The following is a 26,636-nucleotide window of genomic DNA, read 5'->3' as shown; positions in this document are numbered from 1 at the left end:
ACCGATCACCGCACCCACCGCGGCAGACCTCGCCGACCTCGTCGGGCGAACCCACACCAAGAACGCCAAGTAATTAATCGGCGGCTCCCTGGGTCGAAACGGGTTCGGTGAGCGGCTCCTGGGGAATCTGCTGGACCGGGCTCACGAGATGCCGTCCCAGCTCATCGCTCCGACGGTGGCCGAAGAAGTGCACGCGATCGGTGGCCGGGACGTCTCGATCCTCCTCCAGGACTACGGCCAAGTCATGCTGACGCCCCGCCGGCGATGAACACCCCGCAGGTCGCAGCCGCCGGAATCCCGGAACCCGCCTACAACGTCGCCGGTGACACCCTGGACTACACCTGCGATGGGCCGACGCCGGCCTCCTCGCCACGCCAGAACGGCGGGCGCCCCCTCGGCAGTGACCGGCCGCAGCCCTACCCGGCAACACAGTGCGCACACTCTGCGCCCATGCGTACATGCGTTGTTCGGACGTTTCCGGCGACTTCCCCCGGCCTCCGAGCCGGCCTTCACGAAGACGCAGGTCGACCAACGGCAACCCTCCGACCGCCCCTGCTCACCCCGGATGCCGGGGCTGTGGCCGGAGTACGGTGGAAGAGCGCACCGTCCACGGCCTGCGGGCTACTGCGGTGCCCCGGCGGCAGCACGAGGCCGTCCACGAACGAGCCCAGGGCAGGTGTTTCGACATGACCGCGACCTCCGATCCCGCCGCCGCCCAGCCACCGGGGCCGGAGCCGGCGGTCCGCCTCTCACTGACACCCGAGGGCGCCACGCGCGGCCGGCTGGACGGGGCCTGGTGGCCGCGCTCGCACGACCTCCTGCGCGAACTGCCCCCGCTGGCGACGGCACTGGACCCCACGTGGGGGAAGGTCACCCGTGTCACCGTGAATCCGATGCACTGGCCGGCCATCCCCCGGCGCGTCCCGGTCGCAGGCCATGTCATCCACGTCGGGTGGTTCGAACAGGAGCAGGACGCGGACGAGGTGATCGTGTGCTCCTTCACCCCTCTACGCCTGGAGCTCCTGGTGATTCCCCCGGAGGCCGAGGCCTCCGCCGCCGAGTGGCTGATGACAGCGGCGTCCGACCCGGCCAACACACGTACCGGCACCGACCTCCTGACAGCCGCGGGCGCGCCGACCGCAGACCCGCGGGCAGACGGATGACAACGGTCGGCAGCGGACGACACCAGGCCGTTCGCCGCCGACCTCGGCCCTGACTTCCCGCTGCCGGCGCCCGCCCCCGGCGGCGCCCCCGGCGGCGCCCCGGATCCGGCGGGCAGGTACACGGACACCGCCCGGACATGTGCCGCCGCGCGGGCCCCATGAAGCCTCACATCTCGGCGGCCTCGCAGTCGATGACGGGATCCGTCCCGCGCGGACGGACATGGACATCCGGTGCAGGCAACGGTGTTGCGACGAGCTGTGCCCCGTCCGCCTGGCCGCAGGTGGGAGAGCCAGTCGCGGGACCACTCGGTTTCGGCCTGGTTTTCGTCCCCCTCCCCGCGCGTCGCCACCGCCCTGCGGTGTCGCGACGCGGACAGGACCGCAGCGTCGATTCGGGAACTCCGTGGCGGCCCCGGCCGGCGCCGTTCTGGACGGCGAGTTCGATGACGCTCTCGCGGGAGTATCCCGCCTGTGATGGGCCGTGAACGTCGATGGCGTCCTCCTGACAACCGCGGGTGTGCCGACCGGAGCCCCGCGGCAGGCGGATGACAACGGCCGGCAGCGGACGACACCAAGTGGTTCACCGCCGGCCCCGACCCTGACTTCCCGCCGTCGGCTCCCGCACCCGGCGGCACCCCTGATCCGGCGGATAGGTGCGCGGACATCACCCCGGAATACGCCGCCGCGTGCCCGGATGAAGCCCGGCTCCTCGGCGGCCGAGCAACCGATGACCGGAGCCGTCTCAGGACGGGAGCCTCCTCACCGCACACGCCCGCCGCGTTCGCGGCGCTCATGCTCCAGCGACGGCCGCCGGATGGGAGCGGAGGTCAGCTGTCGCTGCGGTAGTGGTCCATCGAGACCTTCACCGGGCCGTTGCCGGTCACGGAGATGACCCGCACGATCGCGATGGCGTGAGTGCTTCTCGATCGCACGCAGAAGGCTCGGCCGGCCGGCAGGTCACTGAAGTCGAGGGCCGTCGCCGGCTGCCGGTCGATGGCCGTCGAGCAATCGGCCGGGGTTGGCCGCCCGCTGGGGGTGATGGCGGCGTCGCTTCCCGTCGGGATCAGGAACTCGTTGGCGTTGTGCCCTACGGACCACTCGGTGGACTGCGCGGGGATCAACTTGCCGGTCTCGATGTCGAAGTCGTAGGAGTCGTCGGGTGCGGTCAGGATTGCATCGGTGTACGCCGCGGTGTACGTGGCCGGGCTCGCCGGGTCGGTCGGCCTCGGGCCGTCGGCCGCCGGTGCCGGCGTGTCCGGGCCGGTGTCACCGGCCGTCGGGCTGTCGCCGGCCAATCCCGTGGCTGCGAGGATCCGGTCGAGCTTGTGGGACAGGAGCACGCCGCCGACCGTGCCACCGAGAGCCACCACCAACGCCGACAGCAGCAGTACCGTCTTCCAGGTCGCGCCCTTGCGGCAGGGCTTGCCCACCGCGGGTATCGCGGGAGCGGCGACGGTCGGCAGTGGGGGCGGAAGCAGAGCGGTCGGCACCTCAGGCAGGGGCTGCGCAGCGCCGTAGGAGCCGGGCGGGGCCTGGGCGGCGACGACGTCGGGGGAGAACGCGGCGGCCAAGTCCTGCGGCAGGTCGGAGCGGCGGGTGATGTCGGTGCTGACCTGAGTGGGCAGCCAGTCGTCGGCGAAGCGCAGCCCGCCGCCCGCAGCGGGGTGGTTGCGGGCGGCCTCGATGATCTCTGCGGGGGTCGGCCGGTCCTCGGGCTGCTTGGCCAGGCAGCGCAGCAGCAGCGCGTGCAGGTCGCCCGGGACACGGCCGAGATCCGGCTGCTCGTTCACCACCCGGTACAGCACCGTGGTCTCCGGTCCCTCGCCGAACGGCTGGGTGCCGCCGGCGGTGTACGCCGCCAGAGAACCCAGCGCGAAGACGTCCGTCGCGGGCGTGACCGGCCTGCCCAGGGCCTGCTCGGGCGCCATGAAGGCGGGCGAACCGATCCGGAAACCGGTGCCGGTCAGCGCGACGGCGTCGGCCGCGCGGGCGATGCCGAAGTCGATCACGCGCGGACCGTCGGCCGCGAGCAGCACGTTGGCGGGCTTGAGATCCCGGTGCACGACTCCGGCGCCGTGGATCGCCTGCAGCGCCTCCGCGATCCCGCCCATCAGCAGCAGGACCGTGCGCACCGGTAGCGCGCCGTGTTCCCGGACCACCTGTTGCAGCGACGGGCCCGGAACGTACGCGGTGGCCAGCCACGGCACGTCGTCGTCCGCGCCGGAGTCGATCACCTGGGCGGTGTACAGCCCATGGATCCGCCGGGCGTTGGTGACCTCCTGTGCGAAGCGCCCCCGGAACTCCGTGTCCTGCGCGAACTCCGGCCGGACCGTCTTGAGGGCCACGGGCCGGCCACCGGGGGTGTAGGACAGGTAGACCCGCCCCATGCCGCCTGCCCCGAGCCGGGCGTGCAACCGGTAGCCGCCTACTTCGGCCGGATCGTCGGGCTGCAGGGGCTGGTAAAGCGTTGACGCGGGCAAGGAGTCCAGGGACATGTCGATGGGCATGTGGAAGGTCTCCAGTGGTGCGAGCCGTGAGCGGGGGCGAGGGTGGCGCGACGGGAGTGCCGGCCGTTCAGCAGGCCGTGCCGCTCGGGACCGGCTTGAGGTCGATGAGGTAGGCGTCCACGGCGTCGTTGACGCAGGCGTTGCTGCGGCCGTAGGCGGTGTGGCCGGTCCCCTTGAAGGTGAGCAGCATACCGCCGGGCAGTTGGGCGGCGAGGCCCTGCGACCACTGGTAGGGCGTGGCCGGGTCGCCGGTGGTGCCGACGACCAGGGCCGGGGGCAGGCCCTTGGCGTTCACGCGGTGCGGCTGCTGGTGTCCGGCGGGCCAGTCCTTGCAGGTGAGTTCGGCGAGCACGGCGGAGGTGCCGAAGACTCCGGCCTCCTGGTTGGCGCGCTCCAGCAGGTCCCAGTAGGACTGCGGGTCCCTCGGGTGTGGCTGGTCGAGGCAGTTGACAGCGGTGATGGCGACGGAGGAGTTGTCGGGGGCCTGCTCCGGGGCGGTGTTCGGGTCGGATCCGGTGTCGGAGCTGTCACCCTGGGCGGACCGGACGTGCGTGGCGGATTTGCCGGATATACCGGGGCTGGCGATCTCGGCGAGTTTCGTCCCGTCGCCGCCCCGCGCGGCGCGCAGCGCCTCGGACAGGTCCTGCCACTGGGACTCGGGTGAGTACATCGACTTGGTGAGGGCGGCGAGCAGCATGTTCTGGTCGAGCCGCTCGGTGGTGCCCTTGATACGCAGCGGGTGCTTGGCCGTCCGCCGGTGCAGGTCGGTGATCACCTTGTGGATTCCGTCCGGGGTGGTGGCGGGGCAGGCGTCGTGGACCACGGTGGCGCACTGCCGAGCGTAGTCGTCCACCGACTTCCGGAAGGCTTTGCCCTGCTGGAGGGCGACCTCGGACCAGTCGAGCGAGGGGTCGACGGCGCCGTCGAGGACGAGCGCGCGGACCCGGTGCGGGAACAGTTCGCCGTAGACGGTGCCGAGGTAGGTGCCGTAGGACCAGCCGAGGTAGCTGAGCTTCTCGTCGCCGAGAGCCGCGCGCAGCACGTCCATGTCGCGGGCCGCGTCCAGCGTCCCGACGTGCGGCAGGATGGCTCCGCTGCGGGCCTTGCAGGAGGCAACCTGCTTCTCGGCGTCCGCGAGCGCGGCGCTGCGTTCGGCGGCGGTCTTCGGATACGCACTCGTCGAGGCGGAGTCGGATTCGGGCTGGTCCTGGTCGGCGGAGTCGGAGGAGCCGCAGTCGATGGCCGGCTTGCTGCCGGCCACGCCCCGCGGGTCGAAGCTGACGATGTCGAAGCGGGCGCGCGCCCGTTCGCTGAAGGAGGAGAGGCCGCCGGACTTCAGTTGCTCGACCCCGGATTCGCCCGGTCCGCCGGGGTTGAAGACCAGGGAGCCCATGCGCTGGGCGGGATCCGCCGTGGCGGACCTGGCCAGCGGTAGGGTGAAGGTCTGGCCGGTCTCCGGGTGCGCGTAGTCCACCGGGACGGTCAACGTGGCGCACTGCAGCTCGCCGCACGTGGTCCAGGTCGGCTTCTGCCGGTAGAAGGTCTGCAAAGCGCTCTGCTGCGCGGAATCGGTCGGCGCCGTGTCGGCGCCCTCCGCAGCCGTGTCCCCGGACGCCGGGATGCATCCGGCAAGTGCCGTGACGCCGAGTGCGGCCAAGGCCAGGATCAGGCCGGCACGCTTGCTCGTCGGGTGCTTCATGGGGGTACTCCAGAGGGACTTGGCAGGGTTGTTGCGCACGGCGCCCGCAGTGGTCAGCGGCACCGGCACCACCTCGGCGGCCCGAGGCGGCTGGGCCGAGGGCTCCATCCGCCGGGCCGCTGGCGGTCCCCGGGCGCGTGGGGGATCGCGCCCGGGGGTGTCTCACGGCGCCGCGTGCCGGTCCGCCCACGTATCTCCCGGGCGAACGGCCGCGCTGCTCGGCTCCTGCCGGTTCGCTCCGCTGTGACCTCACAGATGATTGCCGGGCGAAGCTGAGGATTTGATGAGGGCGGCCCGGGCCGCACATCGGGCTATCCTGACCGCCGTGCGAGTACTGGTGGCCGAAGACGACGATGACCTGCGGTTTGCCGTGTCCGCAGCACTGCGCAGCGAGGGGCTGGCCGTCGACGAGGTGGCCGATCTGCCGGCCGCTGACGAGGCGTTGTTCGTCACCGAATACGACTGCGCGGTGTTCGACCGGATGCTGCCCTCCGGGGACGCTGTCGAGTACGTGCGCGAGCTGCGCCGAGCCGGGCGGACCGTCCCGGTGCTGTTCCTCACCGCCCGGGACACGGTCGCCGACCGGGTCGAGGGGTTCGCCGTCGGCGGCGACGACTACCTGGTCAAACCGTTCGCGGTGCCCGAGCTGGCGGCCCGGGTGCACAGCCTGTGCCGACGGGCGGCCACCGTCCGGCCCCCGGTGCAGCACATCGCCGACCTGGAGATCGACACCGCCCGCCGCCAGGTGCACCGGGACGGCGTGCTGTTGATGCTGACCCGCAAGGAGTTCGCCGTACTGGAGTTGCTCGCGGCCCGGGCGGACCAGGCCGTACCCCGCGCCGACCTGATCGAGAAATGCTGGGACGAGATGACCGAGCCGAACTCCAACGTCGTCGAGGTGCTGGTCTCCCAGCTGCGCCGCAAGCTCGGCGACCCGCCGCTGATCCACACGGTCCGCGGGGTGGGCTACCGACTGGCGCCGCCCGGCAGCGGCGTCGGCGGCCGAGGATGACGGCAGCGGCCCGGATCCGGCGGCTGCGCCGGCGACTCACCGCACTGTTCTCTCTCACCAGCGCGATCGGACTGATCGGCCTGGCGGCGTTCGCCATCCACACCGACGACAACTCCTGGAGCGACCGGCTCGACGACGCGCTCACCCTGCAGACCCGCCAGGCGATCCTGCTCCTGAGCTTCGACGACGACGGCCGGCTCGACACGCAGTCCCTGCAGGACGGGATGGAGACCGACTGCCCGCCGGTGACCGTGGTGGCCGGTACGGCCGACCAGCCCACCGTTGCCTACACCCCGCGCAAGCCCTGCGTCCGAGCCCACACCGAGGACCTGGAAGCGGTGGCCGCAGAAGCAGTGCGAGAGGGATCGGCCGTCGTGGTCGACGCACGCAGCGACAACGGCCACCGGATCCGGCTACTCGCCGAGCCCTACGCGGGAGCCAACGGCCAGTCGACGGCCGGCGCGGTGGTCGCAGCCGACGACACCACCGGCGACCGGGCCGCGCACCGCAAACTGGCTCTGCTCCTGGTGGCCGGCTGTGCGGTCCTGGTCGCCCTGTCCGCCGTGGCCGGGCACCTGCTCTCCGGGCGGGCGATCCGGCCGGCGCTGACAGCGCTGCAACAACAGGAGGAGTTCCTCGCCGACGCCGCCCACGACCTGCGCACACCCACCGCATCGCTACGCGGCCTCGCGGAGACCGCGCTGCGCGACGACGAGCACCGCACCGCCGCGCTCGAACGGACCGTGCGCCTGGCGTCCCGGATGGGCGACCTGATCGACGGCCTGCTCACCCGGGCCCGGCTGATGGCCGGTGTCGGCACCCTGGCCAGCCAGCCGCTACGCCTGGACCAGCTCGTCGAGGTGGTCGTCGACGACATCGAAACCGGCGAGCACCACGTGAGCGTCCACACCGAACCGGTCGTCGTGGTCGCCGATCCCGACCTGCTCCGGCGGGCGGTGGCCAACCTGCTCGGCAACGCGCTCCTCCACGGCCATGCCCCGGGCCTGCCCGCAGAAGTCGACGTCACCGTGGCCGCCGACGGAACGGTGACCATCGACGACGCCGGCCCCGGCATCCCCCCGGCTCTCGCCGACTCCCTCTTCCAGCGCTTCCACAGCGGCTCCGGCTCCACCGGCCTCGGGCTGTCCATCGCCTCCTGGGTCGCCCACGCCCACAGCGGCACCCTCGACGTCGGCACCAACCCGCGCGGCGGCGCCCGCTTCACCCTCCGCCTCCCACCCCGGACGAAGTAGGCCAACCCCCGGCGATGCGCACGCCCACGATCGGTGCGCCGCCCCATCGACATGAGTGTGCGGTGCCGCTCGAGAAGCCGGGCCGCAGCGGCAGCCTGCCGCACGGGGCGGCCAATGGACGAACGCGACTGGAACCGCTGCCCTGTTGGACAGTTGTCACGACTGGAGCCCTGTCCGTCCGGGCATACCGTCGATACCGCCGCTGGCGGGTCCGGCTGAGACTCCCCCACGAGCACAACCGGACCCCTGGCCGGCGGCCGGGCCTGGACGCGACTCCCCCCACGGAGCAGCAACCGGGCCCTCATACTGTCCAACCAGCGACACGCAGCGTACATGCCATCTCCACGGAGCGCTGCCGCGCACCCGGAGCCCGAGCTGGAGCACCGCTGGGAGGCTGATGCCGCCGATCGCGATCTCGCTGCTCGTGCAGGGACCTGCGCGCCCACGCGACGCCCGGCCAGGCCGTGCTCGCCCTCGTGGACGCCCTGGGCGACCGTGACACCAACGCCTACGCGACGGCCCTCCAGAGGTACTGACCGGCGGAAGCCAGCCCTCCGGCGAGAACGGCCGGCTCGCGGCACGTATGCGTCCTGGATCCCGTAAGCCGCGGCGGCGTGGAGACCTGCGTCCTCGTGGACGGCATGCCGGTGATCGCCGAAGCCTTCGACCGCGGCGTGGCACACAGCCCGGAACAGTTGCTCGGCACAGGCCAGCTCCAGGCGACCGAGGAGCCGAGGAGCCGAGGAGCCGAGGGAAGTACAACTCGCCGAAGCCTGGTGCACCGAGGGCTGCTGCGGCGCGCTGCACGTCACCATCATCCGGGACGGCGACACCGTGCTCTGGCACGACTGGCGCCGACCACCGGCCCCGAAGTCCGAACCACCCCTGCATGAACTGCCCGACCTCCGCTTCGACGCCGCCCAGTACGACGACTCCGTGGTTGAGGCCTAGCCTCGTAGCGGGCTGCTGACAAACCTCAACGGCATGCTTTCGTCGCTCCTGATGTCCACCCCCCGGAGTGCCAGCAGGTGGTGAACGAGCCTGCTCAGGTCGTCTCGACACACCTGCTGATGGACTTCCTCGCGGGAAGGCCTCTGGTTGATCTTGTGAACCGAACAGCTGCCGGCATGTCTGTTCCTGGAACCCAGCCGTGGCCGGCGGGATCCTTGCCGCGCGAGCAAGTGAGGCTGGGCGTGTGACAACCCGTGACATGGTTTCAGGTAGCAACAGCAGAAGCCCTACCTCACCGAGGTGAAGTTCGAGGTGGGATTTTCGGATCTCACCTTCGCCGTTTCAGCGCACGTGCCACGCGCGGGAGTTCTTCGTGGAGCAGCCGGCCGGTCAGTGCGCCGCCGTACACGACGGCGCCGACGCCGACGAGCCAGGACTGGATGACCAGGACGGTGCCGATCGGTCCGTAGGCGAGGGTGTTGGTGGCGATCAGCGGCGAGAAGACGAGCCGGGAGAAGAGTCTCAGGCCGAGCAGCCCGACGGTCGTGGCCACGGCGCCGGGCAGCAGGGCGCTCCATCGGACCCGTCCGCCGAGCAGCAACCGCTGTGACCACCAGAGGAACAGGGTGGCGCTCAGCACTGCGGCGAGGCCGCCGGCCGGGGTCTGCCGCCACAGGGTTGTGGTGGCGGACAGGAGGAGGAGCCCGATGAGGGCGGCGAGCCACACGAGGTGCCGCCACCTGGCCCACCAGCGGGCCGGTGGTAGGCCCCAGACCTTCTCGTAGGTGGTCTGCACCGCCGCCCCGAAAGAGAGGCCGAAGACGGCGAGGGCGGCGAGGCTGAACGCCGTCGTGGTCCGCAGTGTCTGGCCGGGCAGGGCGATCAGCTGCTCGACCTTCTTCCTGGAGGGCGCCGACACGCCGAGTCCTTCGCCCAGCCATTGTGCGAAGCCCTGTCCGTGCGCCGGATCGGCCGCTGAAATGACGATCAGCAGCGGCACGAGCGTAAGGAACCCGAGCGCCGCGAAGCCGAGCGACCGCTGCCACAGTTCGAGAGTGCTGCCCTGCCTCCATCCGCGTCCGGCCGGCGAACGGCGGACTATCCGGCGCAGTCGCCCGAACAGGGACGGACGGCCTTCGGCATCGGGAGACTGCATCGGCATGGATGCTGACTACCACGGTCGATGCCGTCGCCGAGCAAATGGCGCGGCCAGAGTGGAGTCGGGGCAGCGACGTGCCCCGCGCGCCACGGCGGGCCTGCGGGGCACGGTGATCAGTGCTTGGAGGCGTCCTTGATCTTCGCTCCGGCCTGCTTGGTGTTGCCCTTGACCTGGTCACCGCGGCCTTCGGCCTGCAGGCGCCGGTTCCCGGTGACGCGGCCGACGGTCTTCTTGGCGCCGCCTTTGACCGCTTCGGCCTGGTGCGCGATCTTCTTGGCGATACTCATCGGGGCTGCCCTTCGAGGGTGGCGGGCGCTTCGGGGCGGTGGCCCGTCAGTGGTCTGCGCATGTGGTGGCGGCGATCTACCGATAGGCGGCTCGGTGCCCGAACGGGTGCGTCCAGCTCCGATGACCGTCGCCGGGGCTGGGATGCGGGTCGTCTGGAGGTGAGTCGTTCCGTTGTGCGGCGGTCTCCGCGCGGGCGGTGTCGCGTTGGCCGATCAGGTCGTCGCGCTCCCTGTCGGCGGCGGTCTCCACGCGGGCGGTGTGTCGCGTTGGCCGATCAGGTCGTCGCGCTCCCTGCCGGCGGCGGTCTCACGGCGGGACTCCTTGAGCCCGTGGCGTGCGGCGCGGCCCCGGCGAGAGGTGCGGCGCGCACCGGCCAGGAGCAGACTCAGTCCGAACATGGCCAGGGCCCCGACGATGATGCCCTACAGGAACAGCGTGCCGGTGGAGCCGGTGACGTGGTAGCCGAACACCTCGAACCCGCCTGTGAGCGCGTGTCCGCTGCCAGTGTTGGTGAGAATGCCCGCCACGCCGACGACTACCGCGGCGACCAGGATGATGAGCCCGATGATGATGATCATGGCGCGCTCCGGAAATTTTTGCTGCAGACCCACAGTTGAACCGCGCCGCCCGGGATACCAGCGCGAACAGGGACGGCAGGATCGACCGGGGTAGGGCCCATGCGCGCGGACACCCTGGGTTGTCCACCCACACGTACCCGCCGTTCCGGCTCGGCGCCTCCCCGCCGGGCGGCCGACGGTGAGACCATGAAAAGCGGCTAACATGCCGCCGACCATCGCGCCTCGGAACGAGGAATGATCATGGTCAAGGTCCTTTTGGTGCTGTTGTGCCTGGTCCTGCCGTTCCTGGCAGTGCTGATCAAGGACGGCCCGAGTATCAAGGTGCTCTGGGCCTTCCTCCTTCAGTTGTGCGGCCACGTGCCCGGAGTGATCTACGGGATCTACCAGGTGGTCAAGGACTGAGGCCCCGTCCCCCAGCACAGGCACTCGACACGCCGGGTTGGCACCCATGTCACGACACGAGAACGAACACCGGACAGCTGACGAGAGCAGGCCCGCCACCGGTGGCGCCGGTCCGACTGAGAGTCCGACCGACCTGCCCAAGAGGTCATGGTGGGGCGTCCTGAAACGCACCACCAAGCAGTTCAAGGCCGACAGCCTGAGCGACGCGGCAGCCGCGCTCACCTACCACGGCCTGCTGGCGATCTTCCCCGCCCTGCTCGCGCTGGTGTCGATCCTGGGGCTGATCGGCAGCTCCGCCACCAAGCCGCTGCTCGACCACATTCGTGACCTCGGCCCCGGGTCCGCCCGCCAGATCCTCACCACCGTCGTGCAGCAACTCCAGAACGCCCAGGGCAAGGCAGGCATCGCACTGGCCATCGGAATCATCCTCGCCCTGTGGTCCGCCTCCGGCTACACCGCGGCCTTCATGCGCGCCGCCAACAACGTCTACGGCATCGACGAAGGCCGCCCACTCTGGAAGACCCTGCCCACACGACTCGCCCTGACCATCGTCCTCGTCGTGCTCCTCGCCCTCACCGCTACCGGTGTCGTCTTCACCGGCACCCTGGCCACCAAGACAGGGAAGATCCTCGGAGTCAGCGAAAACGCCGTACAGGTCTGGGGCATCGCCAAATGGCCGATCCTCGTCATCATCGTCACTGCGATGGTCACCCTGCTCTACTGGGCCGCGCCCAACGCCAAACGACCGAAGCTGCGCTGGATCCTGCCCGGAAGCCTGGTCGCCGTAGCCTTGTGGATCATCGCCTCCGGCGCGTTCGCCCTCTACGTCGCCAACTTCGGCAGCCTCAACAGCACCTACGGCAGCATCGGAGCCGTGATCCTCTTCCTCCTCTGGCTGTGGGTCTCCAACGTCGCGATCCTGCTGGGCCTGGAGTTCAACTTCGAGCTGGAACGCGGACGAGGCATCGCAGCCGGTCATCCACCCGAGGAGGAGCCCCACCCCGAACCCCGCGACACTCGCAAACCACCGCCTGACACCCCACAAGATCACGACAGACCCCGTCACTGACTCCCGCTCCTCCTCGCCGCCGGAAGAGGGCGGGGCAGGAGAGCGAGGAAGGGCTGGATCGGGTCCGAGGCCGCCACGATCGGGGTGGTGAAGGAGGTCGGGTGATGGCGTCCGAGGCGCGACGGGCAACTGCGGCATCCGCATTCTCGTCCAACGAGACGGAGGAAGGCCGGGACGCGGGGGCGGCGGCAGCCGGGGCTGCATCCACGCGGCATGCCCGCACATGTGGGTGACAGAAGTTGCGGTCTTCCGCCGCACCGCGGCCGGGCAGGTGGTGGTTCAGCGCGTCGGGTGTCGGCCTGAGCGCCGGGACCAGCGGATGCCGGCGTGGGCCATGTCGGCGACGAAGAGAATGATCGCGATGACGAGGAGGAAATCCCATCCGTGGGCGACGGCGCCGATGATGCCCAGCACGATCGCGACGATAACCAGAGCCAGGATCAGGACCATGACGAGCCTCCTCGGCCGCGTATGGGCGCTCAGCGGCGGGCGAGCTGCCGCTCGCCGCCGGCACCCTTCTGGTAGGCCAGGCCGTAGTGCTGGAAGACGGCGTCCTCGTCCTCGGCGGGCAGGATGTCATCCATGCCGATGGCAGGGCAGTCCCTCACGAGCGCCTTCTCGTAGGCGACCTTGAGATAGCCCGGTCCGACGCTCGCGTCGTTCAAGGGGACGAAGACCAGCCGGTGCTGGGTGGGCATGCCGATCTGGACGGTCGCCATGGCCGGCTCGTCCGTGCTGGTGTCCACGTAGATCGCCTCCAGCGTCCCGATCTTGCTCCCGTCGGCATCGACGACGTCATGGGTACGCCACTCGCGGATGTCCCCTACCTGGATCATCATGGCTCCCTTCGCGCGGCCCGGTCCCCGGGCGCGGGCCCTACGTGGACCGGCAGGCTCACCTGGCCCGTGTCGTGCGGCCTTGCACATTTCAGCGTGCCTCGGTCTGAGCGCCGAGGCCAACACAAGCACCCCTTCCGTTCGAGGCCGCTCAGTGCCGCGTAGCGGGAAGGCGGAGGCCGGCAGTGGACGGGACAACCCCGCCGTCGGCGTGTGGCGGCGTCGCCCCCTGGGCGAGCTGACATTGCGCTGCCGCTACGCGGCGGTGGTGAGGTCGGCGCGGCCGAACAGGAGCGCGTAGCCGCGGGGCAGGTGGGCGAGGAGGCGGTCGGTGAGCCGTTCGCCTGCGAGGTCCGCCAGGGCTGCCAGGACGGAGGAGGCGTCCCACCGGGCTGCGGTGAGGCTGGTGTTCAGGGTGCGGGCGACGGCTTCGACGAAGGGAACTGCGACGGGTTCGGGCAGCGGGATCTGGAAGGCGAAGGTGGCGCGGGCCTGGCCTGGCAGTGCTGCGGCGAGGTCGCAGCGTTCGTCGCCGGTGAGCTGGGAGCCGAGCACGGCGAGGACCGCGTCCAGGACGCGTTCGGCTTCTTCGTCGCTGGGGTAGCGGCCGAGGGGGCGGACTTGCTGGATCGGGCGGCGGTGCCGGGTCATGGCGATGGCCTTCCGGGCGGGCCGCCGCGGGCGGCGCGGCGGCGCGAAGCGGTCGGGTCAGGGGCGTTGGCCGGGGGCGGGGCGGCCGAACAGGAGGTCGTAGCCGGGCGGCAGTTGGAGCAGTACCTGATTCATGAGGTCGCCGGCGGCATCGGCTGCGGTACTGAGGACGGCTCCGGTGTCCCACAGGGCGGTGACCTCGGTGGCGCCTTCTATCCAGGCCGCGGTGGCGCGCACGAACCGTTCGGGGCTGAGCGATTCGGCGGCCTGCAGGGGGTTGAGCAGGATCAGAGCGAGGGTCTCGGGCAGGCGCGCGGCCAGTTCGGCGCGTACGTCGCCGACCAGGTGGGCGCCGAGCAGGGCCAGGACGACGCGGGCCGCCCGCTCGGCCTCCTGGGGTGTGTCGTATTCGCCGCGTTCCTGGACCTGGTCCAGGAACGCCTCCCATCGAAGAGTCACCGTGTGTCTCCCTCCGTCCCGTGGGTGGGCGCGAACGCCGTCGGTGGCCCGGTCAGGGCTCGACGGTCAGGCGCCGGTCGAGGCCGGTGAGTTTCAGCAGCCTGGCCACGGACCGACCGGCCCCGCGAAGGACCAGGCACCCGCCGCTGCGGTCGGCCTGGTTGCCGGCCCCGACGAGGACGCCCAGGCCCGCGCAGTCCATGAACGTCACCTCCGACAGGTCGAGCACGACCTCGCGGTGCGAGTGCAGCGCGTCGGCCAGGGCTCGGCGCAGTGAGGCGGCGGCGAGATCGATGTCGCCGCTCGCCCTCACCACGGCGCGGGTGGGGCCCTGGTCGCGCATGGCGTCTGTCGCTGTCTGTTCGGTCTTCACGACGCCTGGCGTGGTCGGGGGTGCGAGGTGGTCGCCGAGGGAGATCCGAAACCCCCGTGCTCGACACCCTGGCCGCCATGACGGTCGACTCGCTCGAGCGATGCGACCTGCCTCCGAACATGCTCATCCTCACGCGCATCGCCGCGCTCGCCGCCATGCACGCACCGCGGGTGTCCTACCTCGCCCACATCGACCCCACCCTCAGAGCCAACCTCACCGCAAGTCAGCTGCAGGACGTCCTGGTCGCGATCGCTCCCATCGTGAGCACCGCCCGCGTGATGTCCGCTGCCGGCAACATCGCCGCGGCTCTCGGCATCGCCATCGCCGTGGCCGAAGAGGAAGCCCGGGGCATCGCGTAGGCGCCCTGCCACGTCACCATCGACCGCGCCGGTCACCGGTCACCAACCACCCGGCGCGGTCGGCGCATAACCTGCGCCGACGATCACAAGGCCCGGCCGTACCGACAGGCGAACGGCCAACGACTTCCAGAAGCGGGCCCGCCAGCTGCGCAACGCCGTCGAGCCGATCGCGGCCGCCGTGTACTTCGCCCCCGAGGCCGCCGCGGCCTGCCAGGCACTGGGGTTCGACGGCAGCCCGGTGAGCCAGGACGGCGCCGCCCGGCCGGGGCCTGAAGGCCTACTGCACCAGCCGCGGCACCTGCATGAGCCAGGTCACCGGCGGGGTGAGGACCGCCGCGTTCAGCCGCTGCGGCACCCTGGGCCGACCGACCCATCCACTCCGGCCTGTGCCCCATCGGCTACCCCGACCACCCGCTCGGCGAGCTCTGGCGGGCCGTCGGCGCCAGCGTCGATGATCGCCTCAGACCAGGGGGGCGGGGTGCGCTCCAGGAATCCGTCGAGGTCGTCGCGGAGGGCGTCCAGGACAGGCCGCGAGGCACCGGGACCATCAACACACATGGAGAGCAGCCTCGTTGAGCATGCCTCCCGCCCTGCCGGCGCCGCCGACGCCATGGAGGGAGGGCGGCCGACGCGGGCGCGCGGAGCGCCTGCCCTGAGGCGCCACGCCCGCCTGCGCCATCCGGGGGCCCGCTGGACAGCGCACGCGGCATTCCTGTCGAACCCCGAAATGGAATGCGCCGGAAGGACCCGCTCCCGCAATTCCGGCGCATACTGCAGGGAATGACGAAATCTGCAGCAGTCCGCCGCGTCCTGCCCACCAGCCCCTTCAAGGCCCGGATCGAAGCACCGCGCAAGCACTTCGCCGTCGGCGACCGCGTCACTCACGACCAGTACGGCCTCGGCCGGGCCATCGGCGTGGAAGGCGACAGCGACATCGCGGTACTCGTCGACTTCGGATCGCGGCGGGAACGCATCACCCAGCCCTACGCCGCCATGTTCAAACTCTGACCCAGGACTCACACGTTCTCGGCCGAGCGCGCCGCATCGCGCATGGCGCGGAGACACCGCCGCGCGCCCCTGGATCATCGCGCCGGTCCGCCGTCCAGGAGCGCGCACCCAACCAGGTCGAACAGGCACCCCCGATCCCGTCCCGGGCCGCACCGGCGACAAACTTGAACAGTACGTGACACCTCGTCACCGATGGCCGACTGCGGGGTGGGCAGGGCGATAAACTCCGCGCGTGGCCCGGGGCCAGTACGGCCACCGCATCGTCGGCGCGGCCGAGCTCGCCCAGGGCGGTGCCGAGCAGCAGTGCGGCCCGCGGGTCGAAGCCCTGCCGCAGTGCCGCTTCGGCCAACTGCCTTATCCGGTCAAGGTCGTGGGCGTAGTACGCCAGAGCGGCCGAGCGCAGCAGCAGCTCGGCGCCGCGCTCCTCTTGTCCGCCCCCGCGCAGGCCGGGGTGATCGTCCCGCAGGTCCACCAGGCCGGCATCGTCATGGACGACGCAGCCGGCTTCCGCTCGGTGGCGCCCCCGTTCTGCCCGCCGCGCGAAGCCGGACGCCCGGCGTCGCCCGGCCTATATCCACACGCATACTCGGGCGCCTCATCGTGGACCTCCTCACCGCGTCGACGAACAGACCGTCATCGGGGCGGGCATCGGGGCGGCCGCGCTGACCGTGCCCAGCCTGGCCGACTCACTGCGAGCTGTCCTCGACGACTCTCTCGGCGGAGTGTCCGGGTCAGCTCCGGTCGGGGAGGCGGGGCGTGGGGCCGCCGTTGACGTTCGGGTCTGCGACCGGTGCGCCGGTCGTCGAAGCCGTCGAAGTCGCTATGGGCGCCGCGGAGTGCTGGAGGGACCGTAGGATGGCCAGCCCCTGGCTGGCGATGCCGGCCGCGATCTGGTTCACCCCGTCGGTGCCGTTCAGGACGGTCAGATCGGCGCCCGCCATGCCCCGGGCCGCCGCGTCGGCGAGTGCGGGGAGGGCCTCCACGATCCGGTTGGCCGCGATCAGCTCCTGGTTGCCGTCCCGCAGTGACGCCGCGCGGGCGGCGTTGGCGTCCGCCTGGGCCTGGGCCAGGGTCCGTTCGGTGTAGGCGCCGGCGTCGGCCTCGAACTTCACCCGGTCGCGGTCCGCCTCGGCCAGCGTCCGCTTCCGGTAGGCCTCGGCGTCGGCGGGGCGCCGCACCTCCGCCTCCAGCCGCTGCGCCGTGAGCGCCGCATTGCGCTGCGCGAGGGCGGTCTGTTCCTCGGTGACCTCCTGGGTGGCCCGTGCCTCGGCGAGCGGCCCGGCCTGGGCGGCGCGCGCCCTGGACTGCTCGGTCTCCGCGAGGAAGCCGGCCCGCTTGATCGCGGTGTCCCGCTCGTACTCGGCCTTGAGCGCGGCGGCCTGCTGCTCCCGTTCGCTCGCCTCCTGGTCGGCCTTGGCCTGGGCGATCCGGGCCTGACTGGCCACCGCCGCCGCGTGCGGCGCGGCGAGGTTGTTGATGTAGCCGGTGGCGTCCTCGATCTCCTGGATCTGCAGGGCGTCCACCACGATGCCGAGCTTCTCCATCTCGCCGTGACTGCCCGCCATGACTTCCTGGGCGACCCGGCTGCGTTCCCTGATGATCTGCTCCACGGTCAGCCCACCGATGATGGAGCGCAGGTGGCCTGCGAATATCCGTCCGACCAGTTCCTGCATCTGGTTCTGCTCGGACAGGAAGCGCCGGGCCGCGTTGGCGATCGACACGGCGTCGTCGCCGACCTTGAAGACACAGACCGCGCGGACGGTGAGCCGGATGCCCTGCTGGGTGACGCAGTCCTCGGCAATCTCCGCCTCCTGCAGGGCCAGGGACAGCATGCGGGCCTTCTGCTTGACGGGAACGACGAAGCTCCCGTGGCCCGTGACGATCCGGAACTGGGTGTCCTGCGACTGCCGCTTGGAACCGGAGATGAGCATGGCCTCGTTGGGCGCGGGCACGTGCCAGAACAACATGACGAACCACCTGACCTGCAACAGCTCGACGAGGGCCGCGGGGCCGCCGGACTCAGGGCGGCAACGGCTCGACGAGCACCGACCGGGCGGAGATCGTGTCGATCACGACCACCCGGGTGTTCACCGCGACCGGCCCGGCGGACCAAGCCGCGAACACCTCCGACCCGCCGCGCAAGCCGACCAGCACCTCGCCCGGCCCGTCCGTCGGGATCGGCACCGTAACCCTCCCGACGGCTCCGACCGGGCTTTGCTGGGAGTCATCGGCCACGTACATGACACCTCGTGCCGTGAGACACGACGGCGCAGTGGGCGGCCGGAACACGAACGGCCACGGGCGGCACCCCTCCTGGAGGCACCGGGCCCCCGGTCGAGTCCTTCGGCGGAATGCCTGCGAGCAGCGCGCGCGGTGCGACCGCCCCGACCCCACCCACGGTACTCCGGCCGCAGCAGGGAGGCGTTTCTCGGGTACCCGCTCGGATCTCCGGCCCGGGAGTCCCGGCCCGGAGCCGACCGGGCCCGGCTCGAAGGCTGGGCCACCAACCGCCCGGATCGGCGGATTTCCGGGCCACCCGGATGACGTCGACACTGTCGTCAAGGCGGCGGGCGAGCGCTACACAGCGCTGCTCCCGTCGTTCGATGCGTAACCTGCGACCGCGCCAGGCCCTGCTGCTGACGCCGGCGGCCCCGGCGCGCCGCTGGCGTGTGCCTGCGGTCCAGTCGAGTGGGCCTGTCGTACGGTCGAGGTCGCAGACCGGTGTCCACGCTGATCCGGTCCCGGTCCCAGCCCAACTGCCCTCCCCCCGGGTGGCTGGGCTTCACTGTGACCGCCGCGGAACCGGGCCTGCCCGGCACTGCCCGCCGGGTGGACCGGGGTGGTCGCACTGCCTCTCGACGGCTTCGGCTCGCGCGGGACGCGGCGGGGGGCGTACACCGGAGACATGGCCCGCGCCGACGGCACCGCGAGAATCGATTCCGGTGACGACGCGCCGGAGCTGTGCGACGAGTGCGGGCTGCTGGCCCCCGCGCGGGAACTGGTGGTGCTGCGGGTGCCGGACTCCTCCGCGGTGGACACCGATCCGCGCTTCGACGGCGAGCGGCTGCTGCGCGCGTGCGGTGAGCCGCACCTGGTGCGGCTCACCGCCGGCTACCGGCGCCGTCCGTTCGTGGTCGAGGAGCTGTGAGCGGGGCAGATCACCCGGGCGGTGCGTCTGCTCGGCCCGCTGGACGAGAAAGAGATGTACGACCGTGTGGTCGTGATGACCGGCCTCGACGAGGAACAGATGATACGGGCGGTCGCCTGGCAGGACGGCCACGGCCATTCGTCCGGCGCCGGCCCGGGGTGAGCGGCCCAGGGCGTGAGCGGTTGCGCGGTCGTGGTGGTCGACCGGTGGCAGTCGGGCCGGGGCTGGTGCCCGCAGGACCGGGCACATTTAGCTGACGTGCGACGCCGTCCGCGCCGACCAGTGTGCAGCTGCGTGGGCCTCCGCTGCTCCGGTCAGACGCCGGAGACGTTGGCAATCTGCCCGACCGCGGCGGTAATGGCCATGGCCAGCCCTCCGCCGAGAACGACCCGCACGGTCGGCCGCAGGGCGCCGGTGCCGGCAGCGCGGGCCGCCAGGACGCCCGCGCCAGCGAGGCGGGCAGCAGCGTCATGGGGTGAAACGTATCGGGCCGCCCCGACAGCGCAGGCCGGGCCTGGAGAGAATCCGGGTGCACGGGAGTGGGGTGCGCTGGCAGCATGCAGCCCCTGTCGGGAGCTGAACCGCCCGACCTGAGTGTCGTCGCCGTGCATGCGGTGGGCTGATCTAGAACCAACGCCGTGTAGATAGCGGCTGCGAGCGTCCGTTACGGGTCTGGTGTGGTCAGGATGTGCCTTTGGCGTTGTACTTGGAGATCGCGCGTTTGACGACGCGGGGTCGGGTGCGGATGCGCCGGTCGGGCATGAGGTCGGCCAGGACTCGTCGGCCGATGGTGCCGACGAGGTCGATGACGGTGTCCGCGATGACGCCCGCGGCCTGGATGACCAGGTCGCGGGCGGTGTTCAGGGCGATGGTGAAGCTGGCCCGGTCGGGGTCGACGCCGGGACGGGTGCCGGTGGAGTCGGCCATGGCCAGGCGCAGGACCTGGTAGGTGACCAGCAGCGCGTAGACCTCCTGGGCGATCCCGGCGGGGGTGCGGGCACGCAGGACGCGGCCGCCCAGGATGGTGGACTTGATCTCCAGGTAGGTGGTCTCGATCTCCCACCGCTGGTGGTACAGCGTGATCAGTTCCGCGGCGGGATGGGTCCGGTGGTCGGTCAGGGTGGTCAGGATCCGGTAGAGGCCGGTGTGGCGGCCGGTGGCCGTGGCGATGGTGATCTCGCAGTCGATGACGCGAACCGCGACGGTGCCGAGTCTGGACAGGTAGGAGCCGTCGCGGTTGCGGTGAAGGACGGGCAGGTGGCGGCCGTTCTTCACCCGGACCAGGACGTGGGCGCCGGTGGTGGCGATGGTGCTCACCAGGCTCTGGGCGGCGAAGTTGCGGTCCAGCAGCACGATCATGCCCTCGCGCAGGCTGCGGAGCAGGCGGGGCGCGTAGGTGGTTTCCCCGTCTGCGGTCGGTCCGAACACCGCGTCCAGGACGGTGCGGGTGCCGCAGGACACCAGGACCAGTAGTCTCAGTGCGGGATATCCCGAACCGCCGTTGTTGCAGCGGTGTTTGGTGTACTCGGTCAGGTTCGCCGGGCTGTCGGGCACCGCCATCGTCGTGCCGTCGATCGCGCAGACCAGCAGCCCCCGCCACCACGCTCCTGTGGTGCGGATTCCGGCGGCCGGGCCGCGCAGCAGGTCGAACAGCCAGCGCAGCGGCTCGGCCCCCACGCGCCTGCGGGCCTGCGCCAAGGCGCCGCCGGTCGGGTCGGCGACCGGCAGACCGTCCAGGCCGGCCGTCAGCCGTTGCCACACCTGCCGCCAGCCGAGCCCGGGGAACAGGCACCCGGCCAGCAGCAGATGCACCACCACCCGCGACGGCAGATCCCGGATCCGGGCCTGCGTCCTGCCGGTCTGTGTCAACGCCTCGTCGACCATCTCGAACGGCACGATCCGGGTCAACTCGCCGAGATGGCCCGGCGCGAACGCCCCTGCGGCAACCACAACCTCGCGAGCGGACAGACTGAGCACCCACGGAGCTCCTAGCCGAACAGTGATCTTGGTCGACACGGTTCTAGCAGGGAGCTCCGTCCCATTTCAGCCCACTTGACGAAGCCGCCGAGGCGCTATCTACACGGCGTTGGATCTAGAACCAGCGCCATCTCCTGCACGTACTGCGGGAGTTCGAGGACCACTACAACACCCACCGCCCACATCACGCACTCCACCAGGACACGCCGCTGACACCACGGCCCGTCCCGATCGCCGATACCGGGCGGATCGCCCGGCTGGACGTCCGCGGACGCGACCGTCTCGGCGGCACCCTCCACGAGTACCGACATGCCGCATGACCTGCACGGACAGACTTGTCGGCACCCACAGGGGCGGCGCGCGCCGGAAGACCCCCGGCAGGGGCCGTACCATGCGCCGTCCGCCGTGCCGAGCGGCGCCGCCGTTCCGAGAGGTCGGCGATCAGTCCGCCGTGGCGATCAGCGGCTGGAGCAGGATGTCGGGTTGGGCGCGCTGGAAGGCGTTCAGGTGCCACTTGTCGGCGAACAAGGCCAGCAGCACGTCATCCGAGCGGCGGGTGAGCACCTCGCCGTTGGTCAGACGGGCTTTGGCCAGGGCTGCGGCGCCGTCGGCGTCGGTGATCCGGGCCAAGCGGTAGGAGAGCTGGTCGAGGGCGATCGGGGAAGAGAACTCGTGCTCCATCCGGTGCAGGATCACGTCGAACTGCATCGGGCCGACCGCAGCCATGACCGGCGCCTGGTCGCCACGCCGGTCGGAGACCAGCACCTGGATCACGCCTTCCTCATCGAGTTGGGCGACCCCCTTGCGGAACTGCTTGGAACGGCTGATGTCCTTGGGCCGTGCCACCGCGAAGTACTCGGGGGCGAAGGCGGGCAGCGGGGGAAACTCGGTCTTCTTGCCGGTGAAGAGGGTGTCGCCGACCCGCAGCGCGCTCGCGTTGATCAGGCCGACCACATCGCCGGGGTACGCGGTGTCGACCACGGTGCGCTCGGCCCCGAAGACGGTGTGTGCGTACTTGGTTGCGAAGGAGCGGCCGCTGGCCGCGCGGGTGACGTGCATGCCGCGCTCGAAGACACCGGAGCAGACTCGGACGAAGGCGATCCGGTCGCGATGGGCCGGGTCCATGTTCGCCTGGATCTTGAACACCAGACCGGAGAACTCCTCGCCGACCTCGCGGCTGCCGCCCTTGGCCAGCGGGCGGGGCCCGGGAGCCGGCGCGAGGTCGACCACGGCGTCCAGCAGGGGCTTCACACCGATGTTGGTCAGCGCGGCGCCGAAGAAGACCGGGCTGATCTTGCCGGCCTCGAAGGCCTCCTGGTCGTAACCGGGGCCGGAGGAGAGCACCAGCTCCAGTTCCTCCAGCGCGGTCGTCCAGGCTTCGCCCTCCTGCTCGGCAGCCTCCTCGGAGGTGAGCTGCTCCTCGAGGGCGGCGTGCGTGCCGGCCGGCACCTTGGTGTAGCGCAGCATCTGCTCGGTGTTCCCCGCTTCGACCAGGCCGCGCAGGTTGCCGGCGTTGCCCACCGGCCAGACGACCGGGACGGGGGTGATCCCGAGGTGCGTCTCGATGTCCTCGAGCAGGGTGAGTGCATCCCGGCCGCGCCGGTCCCACTTGTTGATGAAGGTGATCACGGGGACGCCGCGATGGCGGCAGACCGCGAAAAGCTTGCGGGTCTGCTCCTCCAGGCCCTTGGCCGCGTCGACCAGCATGATCGCGCAGTCGACGGCGGCCAGCACCCGGTAGGTATCCTCGGAGAAGTCGGCGTGGCCGGGGGTGTCGACCAGGTTCATCACGTGGTCGCGATAGCCGAACTGCAATGCGGCCGAGGTCACCGAGATACCGCGCTCGCGTTCCAACTCCATCCAGTCGCTGGTCACGCCGCGTCGGTCACCCTTGGCGTGCACCGCACCGGCAGAAGTGATCGCCCGCGCGTGCAGCGCCAGCGCCTCGGTGAGCGTGGACTTGCCCGCGTCCGGATGGCTGATCACGGCGAAGGTCCGTCGGCGGCCGGCCTCATGAAGGACCTGCGGGACGGGGACGGACTGTTCGGTGCTCACGGGTTTCCTCGGGTACGCATCGGCAGCAGGCCGGGTGACGCCTCTCCGTACCTGGTGAGCCGGGGATCAGGTCCGCAGGCCCAAGAAGCGATAATAGGCTGCCGGACGGCGTGACCCCGAAATTCCCGTTTGCCGGCTGCCGCCCCGGCTCCAGCCGGGATAGCAGCCGAACTGCCAGGAGTCGAAGCCGAGGCCGAGCCGGTCCAGGGTCCTCAGCCACAGGTTGCGCCGACCCGCTCGGAGTGGATCGTCAACTCGCCTTCATCGAAGCCCTGTTTGGCGACGGTGCCCGGGATGAAGCGCCGGGCGACCTCCTCGCTCTCGCAACCGGCCACCTGCGGGGCTCGGAGAGTCGTCGCCGCAGGTCAAGCCCACGTATCGGTATGCGCAGGCTGGCATCGCCCGGATTGGTCGGCCTCGCCCACGACAGGTGAGCAATCTGGGCGAAGCCGGCTCCGCAGGGCGCGATGATCCGGCTGCTCTCGAGCCCGTGGTCAGCGGTCATATCGGGACGCTACGTCCTGCGACACCGAGCAGCGCCAGCGAGTCCACGACCCCTTGTCGCCACGACAAGGGATTGCCGCAGGTCAGGGCACCATTCCGCCCGCTTGTGGGTACGGAGTGAGCGCAGGGGTTCACCGCCTGCTGACGCCCGCCAGGAGACCATGAGCATGGCTGTTCACACGACCCGCTGGAAGTGATCACCATGCGCTCCGCAGCCCACGCCGGGCACGTCTACCGTCGGTGCGGCTGCCGCGACCAGGGTGGCAAGCAGCTCGGAGCCCACTGCCCCAAGCTCGCCACCGACCCCGATCACGGCACCTGGACCTTCTCCCTCGACCCTCCCCTCCCCCGACCACCGGCGCAACAACATCCGCCGCTGCGGCTACCCCACCGCCGAAGCCGCCCGCGCAGGACTGCGCCGGATGGTCGAGGGCCAGGCCGCCGGCTTCAACGCCGACCCCAACCAGACCCTCGCCGACTACCTCACGACCTGGCTCAAGGACAAGCAACTCACCCTCAAGCCCACCACCTACATCCGCTACCGCGACTACGTCACCAACGACCTCGTCCCCGCCCTCGGCACGATCAGGCTCGACGACCTCGGCCACTCCCACATCGCCGCCTTCACCCAAACGCAACTCACCGCCGGACGCGGCAAGGTCACCGTCCACCGCTGCCTGGCCACGCTCTCCAGCGCTCTCGGCGACGCCGTCCGCCACCGCCGGCTCCCCTACAACCCGGCCCGCCCCACCGTGATCCCGAGGCCCGCGGCGGCCGAACGGCAGATCTGGACTGTCCAGGACGCCATCCGGTTCCTGGACTCCTGCCGCGCCGCCGACCCGGCCCTCGCCGACCTCATCGAGGTCCTCATCGGCACCGGCATCCGCAAAGGCGAAGCCCTCGCCCTGCACTGGAACGACGTCCACCTGCCCGAGCGCGTCCTCTACATTCGCTACACGCTCTCCGCCATCGACAACAACCGCCTGATCCTCACCTCACCGAAGATCCGCTCCAGCAAGGACTGGGTCGCCATCTCGCCGCGCGTCGCCATCGCGCTGCGTCACCGCGCCGAGGACAAGGACCCGTCGCTCTCCCACGCGGACCACGGCGGCTTCGTGTTCCACCACCCCGACGGACACCCCCTCCACCCCGCCTACGTCCTCAACCACTTCCACGACCTCTGCCGGCAATTCGACGTCCCCCGCACCGCCATCCACGACCTGCGCCACCTCGCCGCCACCATCTCCATCACCGCCGGCGTCCCGCTCACCGTCGTCTCCAAGACCCTGCGGCACGCCACCCTGTCCACCACCGCGAACATCTACGGCCACCTCACCACCCAAGCCGCCCGCGACGCCGTCGACCGTGCGCTCACCTCAGCCGGCCCCATCGAGCTCCCAGGCCCGCGCACACCCGGGGATCACACCATCAGAGTCCGCAATCAAGGGGTCGTCACCAGAACCCCGCTACGGAAAGCAAGTTGAGACACACCGCGCCCCTGACGTGGTCAGCTCGGGCGAAATCCCGCCCTCACAATGCACTCACAAGACCCGGAAAACACGTCAAGGCCGCTCCCACCTCACGGTGAAAACGGCCTACGACCTGCGTAAACGCCGGTCGGGACGACAGGATTTGAACCTGCGACCCCTTGCCCCCCAGTCAAGGGGTTCAACTATTGTCGGCATCCGAGGCCTCAAGGCCTCGGCTCTTTTCTTGCTCAACTACCCCGGGAAACACGTGAGTTGGCTCTTCTTGACGGAAGCGATGGCACAGAGAGCTGACAGTTGCTCAGTGTTTACTTCGTGCAGAAGTGTCCGTTTCGGACCACCGGCGCCCATAGGCGCTCATCAGGTGTGGTCCCAAAGTGGTCCCCAGGCCGACCGCCCCACCACAGCTACGGCCCGTGATCGGAACCTGTCGACCCTTCAGCAAGCGGCGTCGCACCTGCCCGACTGCTCCTGCGTCGATGCCGTCAGCCGGCCCGCGGGGCCCGGTCCTGCGGGCGGATCATGGTCGCTTACCCATCGGTTGCGCATAGTGATCTTCCGGGCGGTGTGTCGTCTTGAGCGTGTCGTCGCCGTGTGGTTGTGACTACTTCGCGCACCGCCTCTCACGCTCTGCCGCCACGCCCGACCGGGCAGCGACTCTTGGTCCCAGATCACCGGATCGGGAGAAGGGGAAGCTCATGGGACAGCGTGCGCGGCGGGGACGGGTCTACCGGCGGTGCGGGTGTACGGACGGGCACGGCAAGCAGCTGGGTCCGTGGTGCGTGCGGCTGCTGAAGGAGGCGGGTCACGGGTCGTGGACGTACTGCGTCGACCTCGCCCCGGGAGACGGGAAGCGAAGGACCCGTCGACGGGGCGGGTTCACCAGCCGGGCCGAGGCGGCCCGCGAGATGGCCGCGGTGCTGGACGGTGAGCTGCGCGGGGTCTACGAGAACCGTCGCACCACGGTCGCGAGCTACCTGCGCGAGTGGCTGATAACGAGAATGCCGCACCTCGCGCCGAACACGTACGCCGGCTACGCCGCGTGCGTCGAGCGCGACCTCGCCCCCGCCTTCGGCCACCTCCGGCTCCTCGACCTGTGCCCGGAACACATCGACGCCTGGGTCACCGCACAGCTGGAGGCCCAGCGCGGGCGCGTCACCGTCTACCGGGCCGTGTCCACCCTGCGCAACGCGCTGAACGCCGCGGTTCGCTCCTGGCGCCTGCGCTACAACCCGGCCAAGCACTCGGTGCCGCCCAAGCCCCGCGCAGCCGAGCGAACCTGCTGGACCCCCGAGCAGGCCGCGACCTTCCTGCAGCACGGTGCGGAGCAGTACGCGGACCAGCTGACCGATCTGTTCGAGGTCATGCTCGGCACCGGCATGCGCCGCAGTGAGGTGACCGAGGCCAGCCGCGCCTGGATCAGCCTCTCCCCCAGGGTCATGACCGCCCTCCACCGCCAGGCCGCGATCCAGATGGCCGCCCACCCGGACGGCCGTCTCGAGGGCCTGGTCTTCGGCCGCCCTGGCGGGACGCCGTTGCGGCCCCAGTGGGTCCTCGATCAGCTCCGCAAACGCACCGCCGAGCTCGACCTGCCCCGCATCGGCCTGGTGAGTCGGCCCGGGGCGCGGTGCCGGGATTGCTCCCGGTCCGTTTCCCCGGACCGCTCTCCGAACCCGCCGTGCGCCTCTCAGCGCAACG

General features: G+C 70.8%; 26 protein-coding genes and 1 pseudogene. 12 read left to right on the top strand and 15 right to left on the bottom strand.

What is annotated here, in order from left to right:
• Nucleotides 1–76: 76 nt before the first annotated feature.
• Together ACZ51D_RS41610 and ACZ51D_RS41605 are read left to right on the top strand one after the other, a co-directional pair.
• Nucleotides 77–256 (top strand): annotated as a pseudogene (locus ACZ51D_RS41610) (serine/threonine-protein phosphatase); the annotation flags it as partial.
• A 430-nt stretch (nt 257–686) separates the two neighbouring features.
• Nucleotides 687–1,163 (top strand): DUF5994 family protein, encoded by a 477-nt coding sequence (locus ACZ51D_RS41605; RefSeq protein WP_465665511.1) that lies wholly within the window; start codon nt 687–689, stop codon nt 1,161–1,163.
• An 827-nt stretch (nt 1,164–1,990) separates the two neighbouring features.
• Here ACZ51D_RS41605 and ACZ51D_RS41600 read toward each other — a convergent pair.
• Complete coding sequence (locus ACZ51D_RS41600) at nt 1,991–3,670, bottom strand: serine/threonine-protein kinase (protein WP_465665509.1); 1,680 nt, start codon at nt 3,668–3,670, stop codon at nt 1,991–1,993.
• A 67-nt stretch (nt 3,671–3,737) separates the two neighbouring features.
• Nucleotides 3,738–5,369, bottom strand: a complete 1,632-nt coding sequence (locus ACZ51D_RS41595; RefSeq protein ID WP_465665507.1) for an alpha/beta hydrolase — start codon at nt 5,367–5,369, stop codon at nt 3,738–3,740.
• A 325-nt stretch (nt 5,370–5,694) separates the two neighbouring features.
• On the opposite strand from ACZ51D_RS41595, the gene ACZ51D_RS41590 reads away from it, so the two are divergent.
• Together ACZ51D_RS41590 and ACZ51D_RS41585 are read left to right on the top strand one after the other, a co-directional pair.
• Nucleotides 5,695–6,381, top strand: a complete 687-nt coding sequence (locus tag ACZ51D_RS41590; protein WP_465665505.1) for a response regulator transcription factor — start codon at nt 5,695–5,697, stop codon at nt 6,379–6,381.
• The gene (locus tag ACZ51D_RS41585) at nt 6,378–7,634 is read left to right on the top strand and encodes a sensor histidine kinase (RefSeq protein WP_465665503.1); all 1,257 of its coding nucleotides are present in this window, start codon (nt 6,378–6,380) and stop codon (nt 7,632–7,634) included. Before ACZ51D_RS41590 ends, ACZ51D_RS41585 begins: the two co-directional genes overlap by 4 nt.
• A 1,279-nt stretch (nt 7,635–8,913) precedes the next feature.
• On the opposite strand, the gene ACZ51D_RS41580 is transcribed toward ACZ51D_RS41585, so the two are convergent.
• From ACZ51D_RS41580 to ACZ51D_RS41570, 3 genes are all read right to left on the bottom strand, one after another.
• The gene (locus tag ACZ51D_RS41580) at nt 8,914–9,747 is read right to left on the bottom strand and encodes a YhjD/YihY/BrkB family envelope integrity protein (RefSeq protein WP_097235667.1); all 834 of its coding nucleotides are present in this window, start codon (nt 9,745–9,747) and stop codon (nt 8,914–8,916) included.
• A gap of 110 nt (nt 9,748–9,857) precedes the next feature.
• Nucleotides 9,858–10,031, bottom strand: coding sequence for a CsbD family protein (locus tag ACZ51D_RS41575; protein ID WP_465665501.1), 174 nt, complete (start codon nt 10,029–10,031; stop codon nt 9,858–9,860).
• Between the two features lie 423 nt (nt 10,032–10,454).
• Complete coding sequence (locus ACZ51D_RS41570; RefSeq protein ID WP_465665499.1) at nt 10,455–10,610, bottom strand: hypothetical protein; 156 nt, start codon at nt 10,608–10,610, stop codon at nt 10,455–10,457.
• Between the two features lie 240 nt (nt 10,611–10,850).
• On the opposite strand from ACZ51D_RS41570, the gene ACZ51D_RS41565 reads away from it, so the two are divergent.
• Both ACZ51D_RS41565 and ACZ51D_RS41560 read left to right on the top strand, forming a co-directional pair.
• Nucleotides 10,851–11,012 (top strand): YqaE/Pmp3 family membrane protein, encoded by a 162-nt coding sequence (locus ACZ51D_RS41565; protein WP_179852711.1) that lies wholly within the window; start codon nt 10,851–10,853, stop codon nt 11,010–11,012.
• A gap of 46 nt (nt 11,013–11,058) precedes the next feature.
• Nucleotides 11,059–12,081, top strand: coding sequence for a YihY/virulence factor BrkB family protein (locus ACZ51D_RS41560; RefSeq protein ID WP_465665497.1), 1,023 nt, complete (start codon nt 11,059–11,061; stop codon nt 12,079–12,081).
• A 279-nt stretch (nt 12,082–12,360) separates the two neighbouring features.
• Here ACZ51D_RS41560 and ACZ51D_RS41555 read toward each other — a convergent pair whose 3' ends face one another.
• From ACZ51D_RS41555 to ACZ51D_RS41535, 5 genes are all read right to left on the bottom strand, one after another.
• Nucleotides 12,361–12,531 (bottom strand): hypothetical protein, encoded by a 171-nt coding sequence (locus tag ACZ51D_RS41555; protein WP_465665496.1) that lies wholly within the window; start codon nt 12,529–12,531, stop codon nt 12,361–12,363.
• Nucleotides 12,532–12,560: 29 nt separating this feature from the next.
• Nucleotides 12,561–12,917, bottom strand: a complete 357-nt coding sequence (locus ACZ51D_RS41550) for a PRC-barrel domain-containing protein (RefSeq protein WP_465665515.1) — start codon at nt 12,915–12,917, stop codon at nt 12,561–12,563.
• 255 nt (nt 12,918–13,172) lie between these two features.
• Nucleotides 13,173–13,568, bottom strand: a complete 396-nt coding sequence (locus tag ACZ51D_RS41545; protein WP_465665494.1) for a DUF2267 domain-containing protein — start codon at nt 13,566–13,568, stop codon at nt 13,173–13,175.
• A 57-nt stretch (nt 13,569–13,625) separates the two neighbouring features.
• Complete coding sequence (locus tag ACZ51D_RS41540; RefSeq protein WP_465665492.1) at nt 13,626–14,027, bottom strand: DUF2267 domain-containing protein; 402 nt, start codon at nt 14,025–14,027, stop codon at nt 13,626–13,628.
• Nucleotides 14,028–14,079: 52 nt separating this feature from the next.
• Nucleotides 14,080–14,400 carry an STAS domain-containing protein gene (locus ACZ51D_RS41535; protein ID WP_465665490.1) on the bottom strand — a complete coding sequence of 107 codons (321 nt, stop codon included), beginning with the start codon at nt 14,398–14,400 and terminating at the stop codon, nt 14,080–14,082.
• A gap of 77 nt (nt 14,401–14,477) precedes the next feature.
• Here ACZ51D_RS41535 and ACZ51D_RS41530 point away from each other — a divergent pair, with 77 nt between their 5' ends.
• Together ACZ51D_RS41530 and ACZ51D_RS41525 are read left to right on the top strand one after the other, a co-directional pair.
• Entirely contained in the window at nt 14,478–14,759 is a 282-nt protein-coding gene (locus tag ACZ51D_RS41530; protein WP_465665513.1) for a carboxymuconolactone decarboxylase, read from the top strand.
• A gap of 780 nt (nt 14,760–15,539) precedes the next feature.
• Nucleotides 15,540–15,767, top strand: coding sequence for a hypothetical protein (locus ACZ51D_RS41525; protein ID WP_209415310.1), 228 nt, complete (start codon nt 15,540–15,542; stop codon nt 15,765–15,767).
• Between the two features lie 731 nt (nt 15,768–16,498).
• Here the strand turns inward: ACZ51D_RS41525 and ACZ51D_RS41520 are convergent.
• Nucleotides 16,499–17,734, bottom strand: coding sequence for an SPFH domain-containing protein (locus tag ACZ51D_RS41520; RefSeq protein ID WP_465665488.1), 1,236 nt, complete (start codon nt 17,732–17,734; stop codon nt 16,499–16,501).
• Between the two features lie 52 nt (nt 17,735–17,786).
• Nucleotides 17,787–17,951 carry a hypothetical protein gene (locus ACZ51D_RS41515; RefSeq protein WP_396315295.1) on the bottom strand — a complete coding sequence of 55 codons (165 nt, stop codon included), beginning with the start codon at nt 17,949–17,951 and terminating at the stop codon, nt 17,787–17,789.
• A 721-nt stretch (nt 17,952–18,672) separates the two neighbouring features.
• Between ACZ51D_RS41515 and ACZ51D_RS41510 the strand changes: the two genes are divergently transcribed.
• Together ACZ51D_RS41510 and ACZ51D_RS41505 are read left to right on the top strand one after the other, a co-directional pair.
• Nucleotides 18,673–18,915 carry a hypothetical protein gene (locus tag ACZ51D_RS41510; RefSeq protein WP_465623741.1) on the top strand — a complete coding sequence of 81 codons (243 nt, stop codon included), beginning with the start codon at nt 18,673–18,675 and terminating at the stop codon, nt 18,913–18,915.
• A gap of 21 nt (nt 18,916–18,936) precedes the next feature.
• Nucleotides 18,937–19,077: a hypothetical protein gene (locus tag ACZ51D_RS41505; protein WP_465665486.1), complete on the top strand. Its 141-nt coding sequence runs from the start codon at nt 18,937–18,939 to the stop codon at nt 19,075–19,077.
• 519 nt (nt 19,078–19,596) lie between these two features.
• Here ACZ51D_RS41505 and ACZ51D_RS41500 read toward each other — a convergent pair.
• The 3 genes from ACZ51D_RS41500 to ACZ51D_RS41490 all read right to left on the bottom strand — a co-directional run bounded on the left by ACZ51D_RS41500 (nt 19,597) and on the right by ACZ51D_RS41490 (nt 22,947).
• Nucleotides 19,597–20,892 (bottom strand): IS4 family transposase, encoded by a 1,296-nt coding sequence (locus tag ACZ51D_RS41500; protein ID WP_465665484.1) that lies wholly within the window; start codon nt 20,890–20,892, stop codon nt 19,597–19,599.
• Between the two features lie 95 nt (nt 20,893–20,987).
• Entirely contained in the window at nt 20,988–21,203 is a 216-nt protein-coding gene (locus ACZ51D_RS41495) for a hypothetical protein (RefSeq protein WP_465665482.1), read from the bottom strand.
• A 130-nt stretch (nt 21,204–21,333) separates the two neighbouring features.
• Nucleotides 21,334–22,947, bottom strand: coding sequence for a peptide chain release factor 3 (locus ACZ51D_RS41490; protein ID WP_465623743.1), 1,614 nt, complete (start codon nt 22,945–22,947; stop codon nt 21,334–21,336).
• Nucleotides 22,948–23,873: 926 nt separating this feature from the next.
• Between ACZ51D_RS41490 and ACZ51D_RS41485 the strand changes: the two genes are divergently transcribed.
• Nucleotides 23,874–24,935, top strand: a complete 1,062-nt coding sequence (locus tag ACZ51D_RS41485) for a tyrosine-type recombinase/integrase (protein WP_465665480.1) — start codon at nt 23,874–23,876, stop codon at nt 24,933–24,935.
• Nucleotides 24,936–25,636: 701 nt separating this feature from the next.
• A partial coding sequence (locus ACZ51D_RS41480) for a site-specific integrase (protein WP_465665479.1) occupies nt 25,637–26,636 on the top strand: 1,000 nt, incomplete at its 3' end.

It is taken from the genome of Kitasatospora sp. NPDC033851, assembly GCF_055576085.1.
The sequence above is the reverse complement of the archived record's forward strand: the minus strand, read 5'-3'. Positions and strand labels throughout refer to the sequence as shown.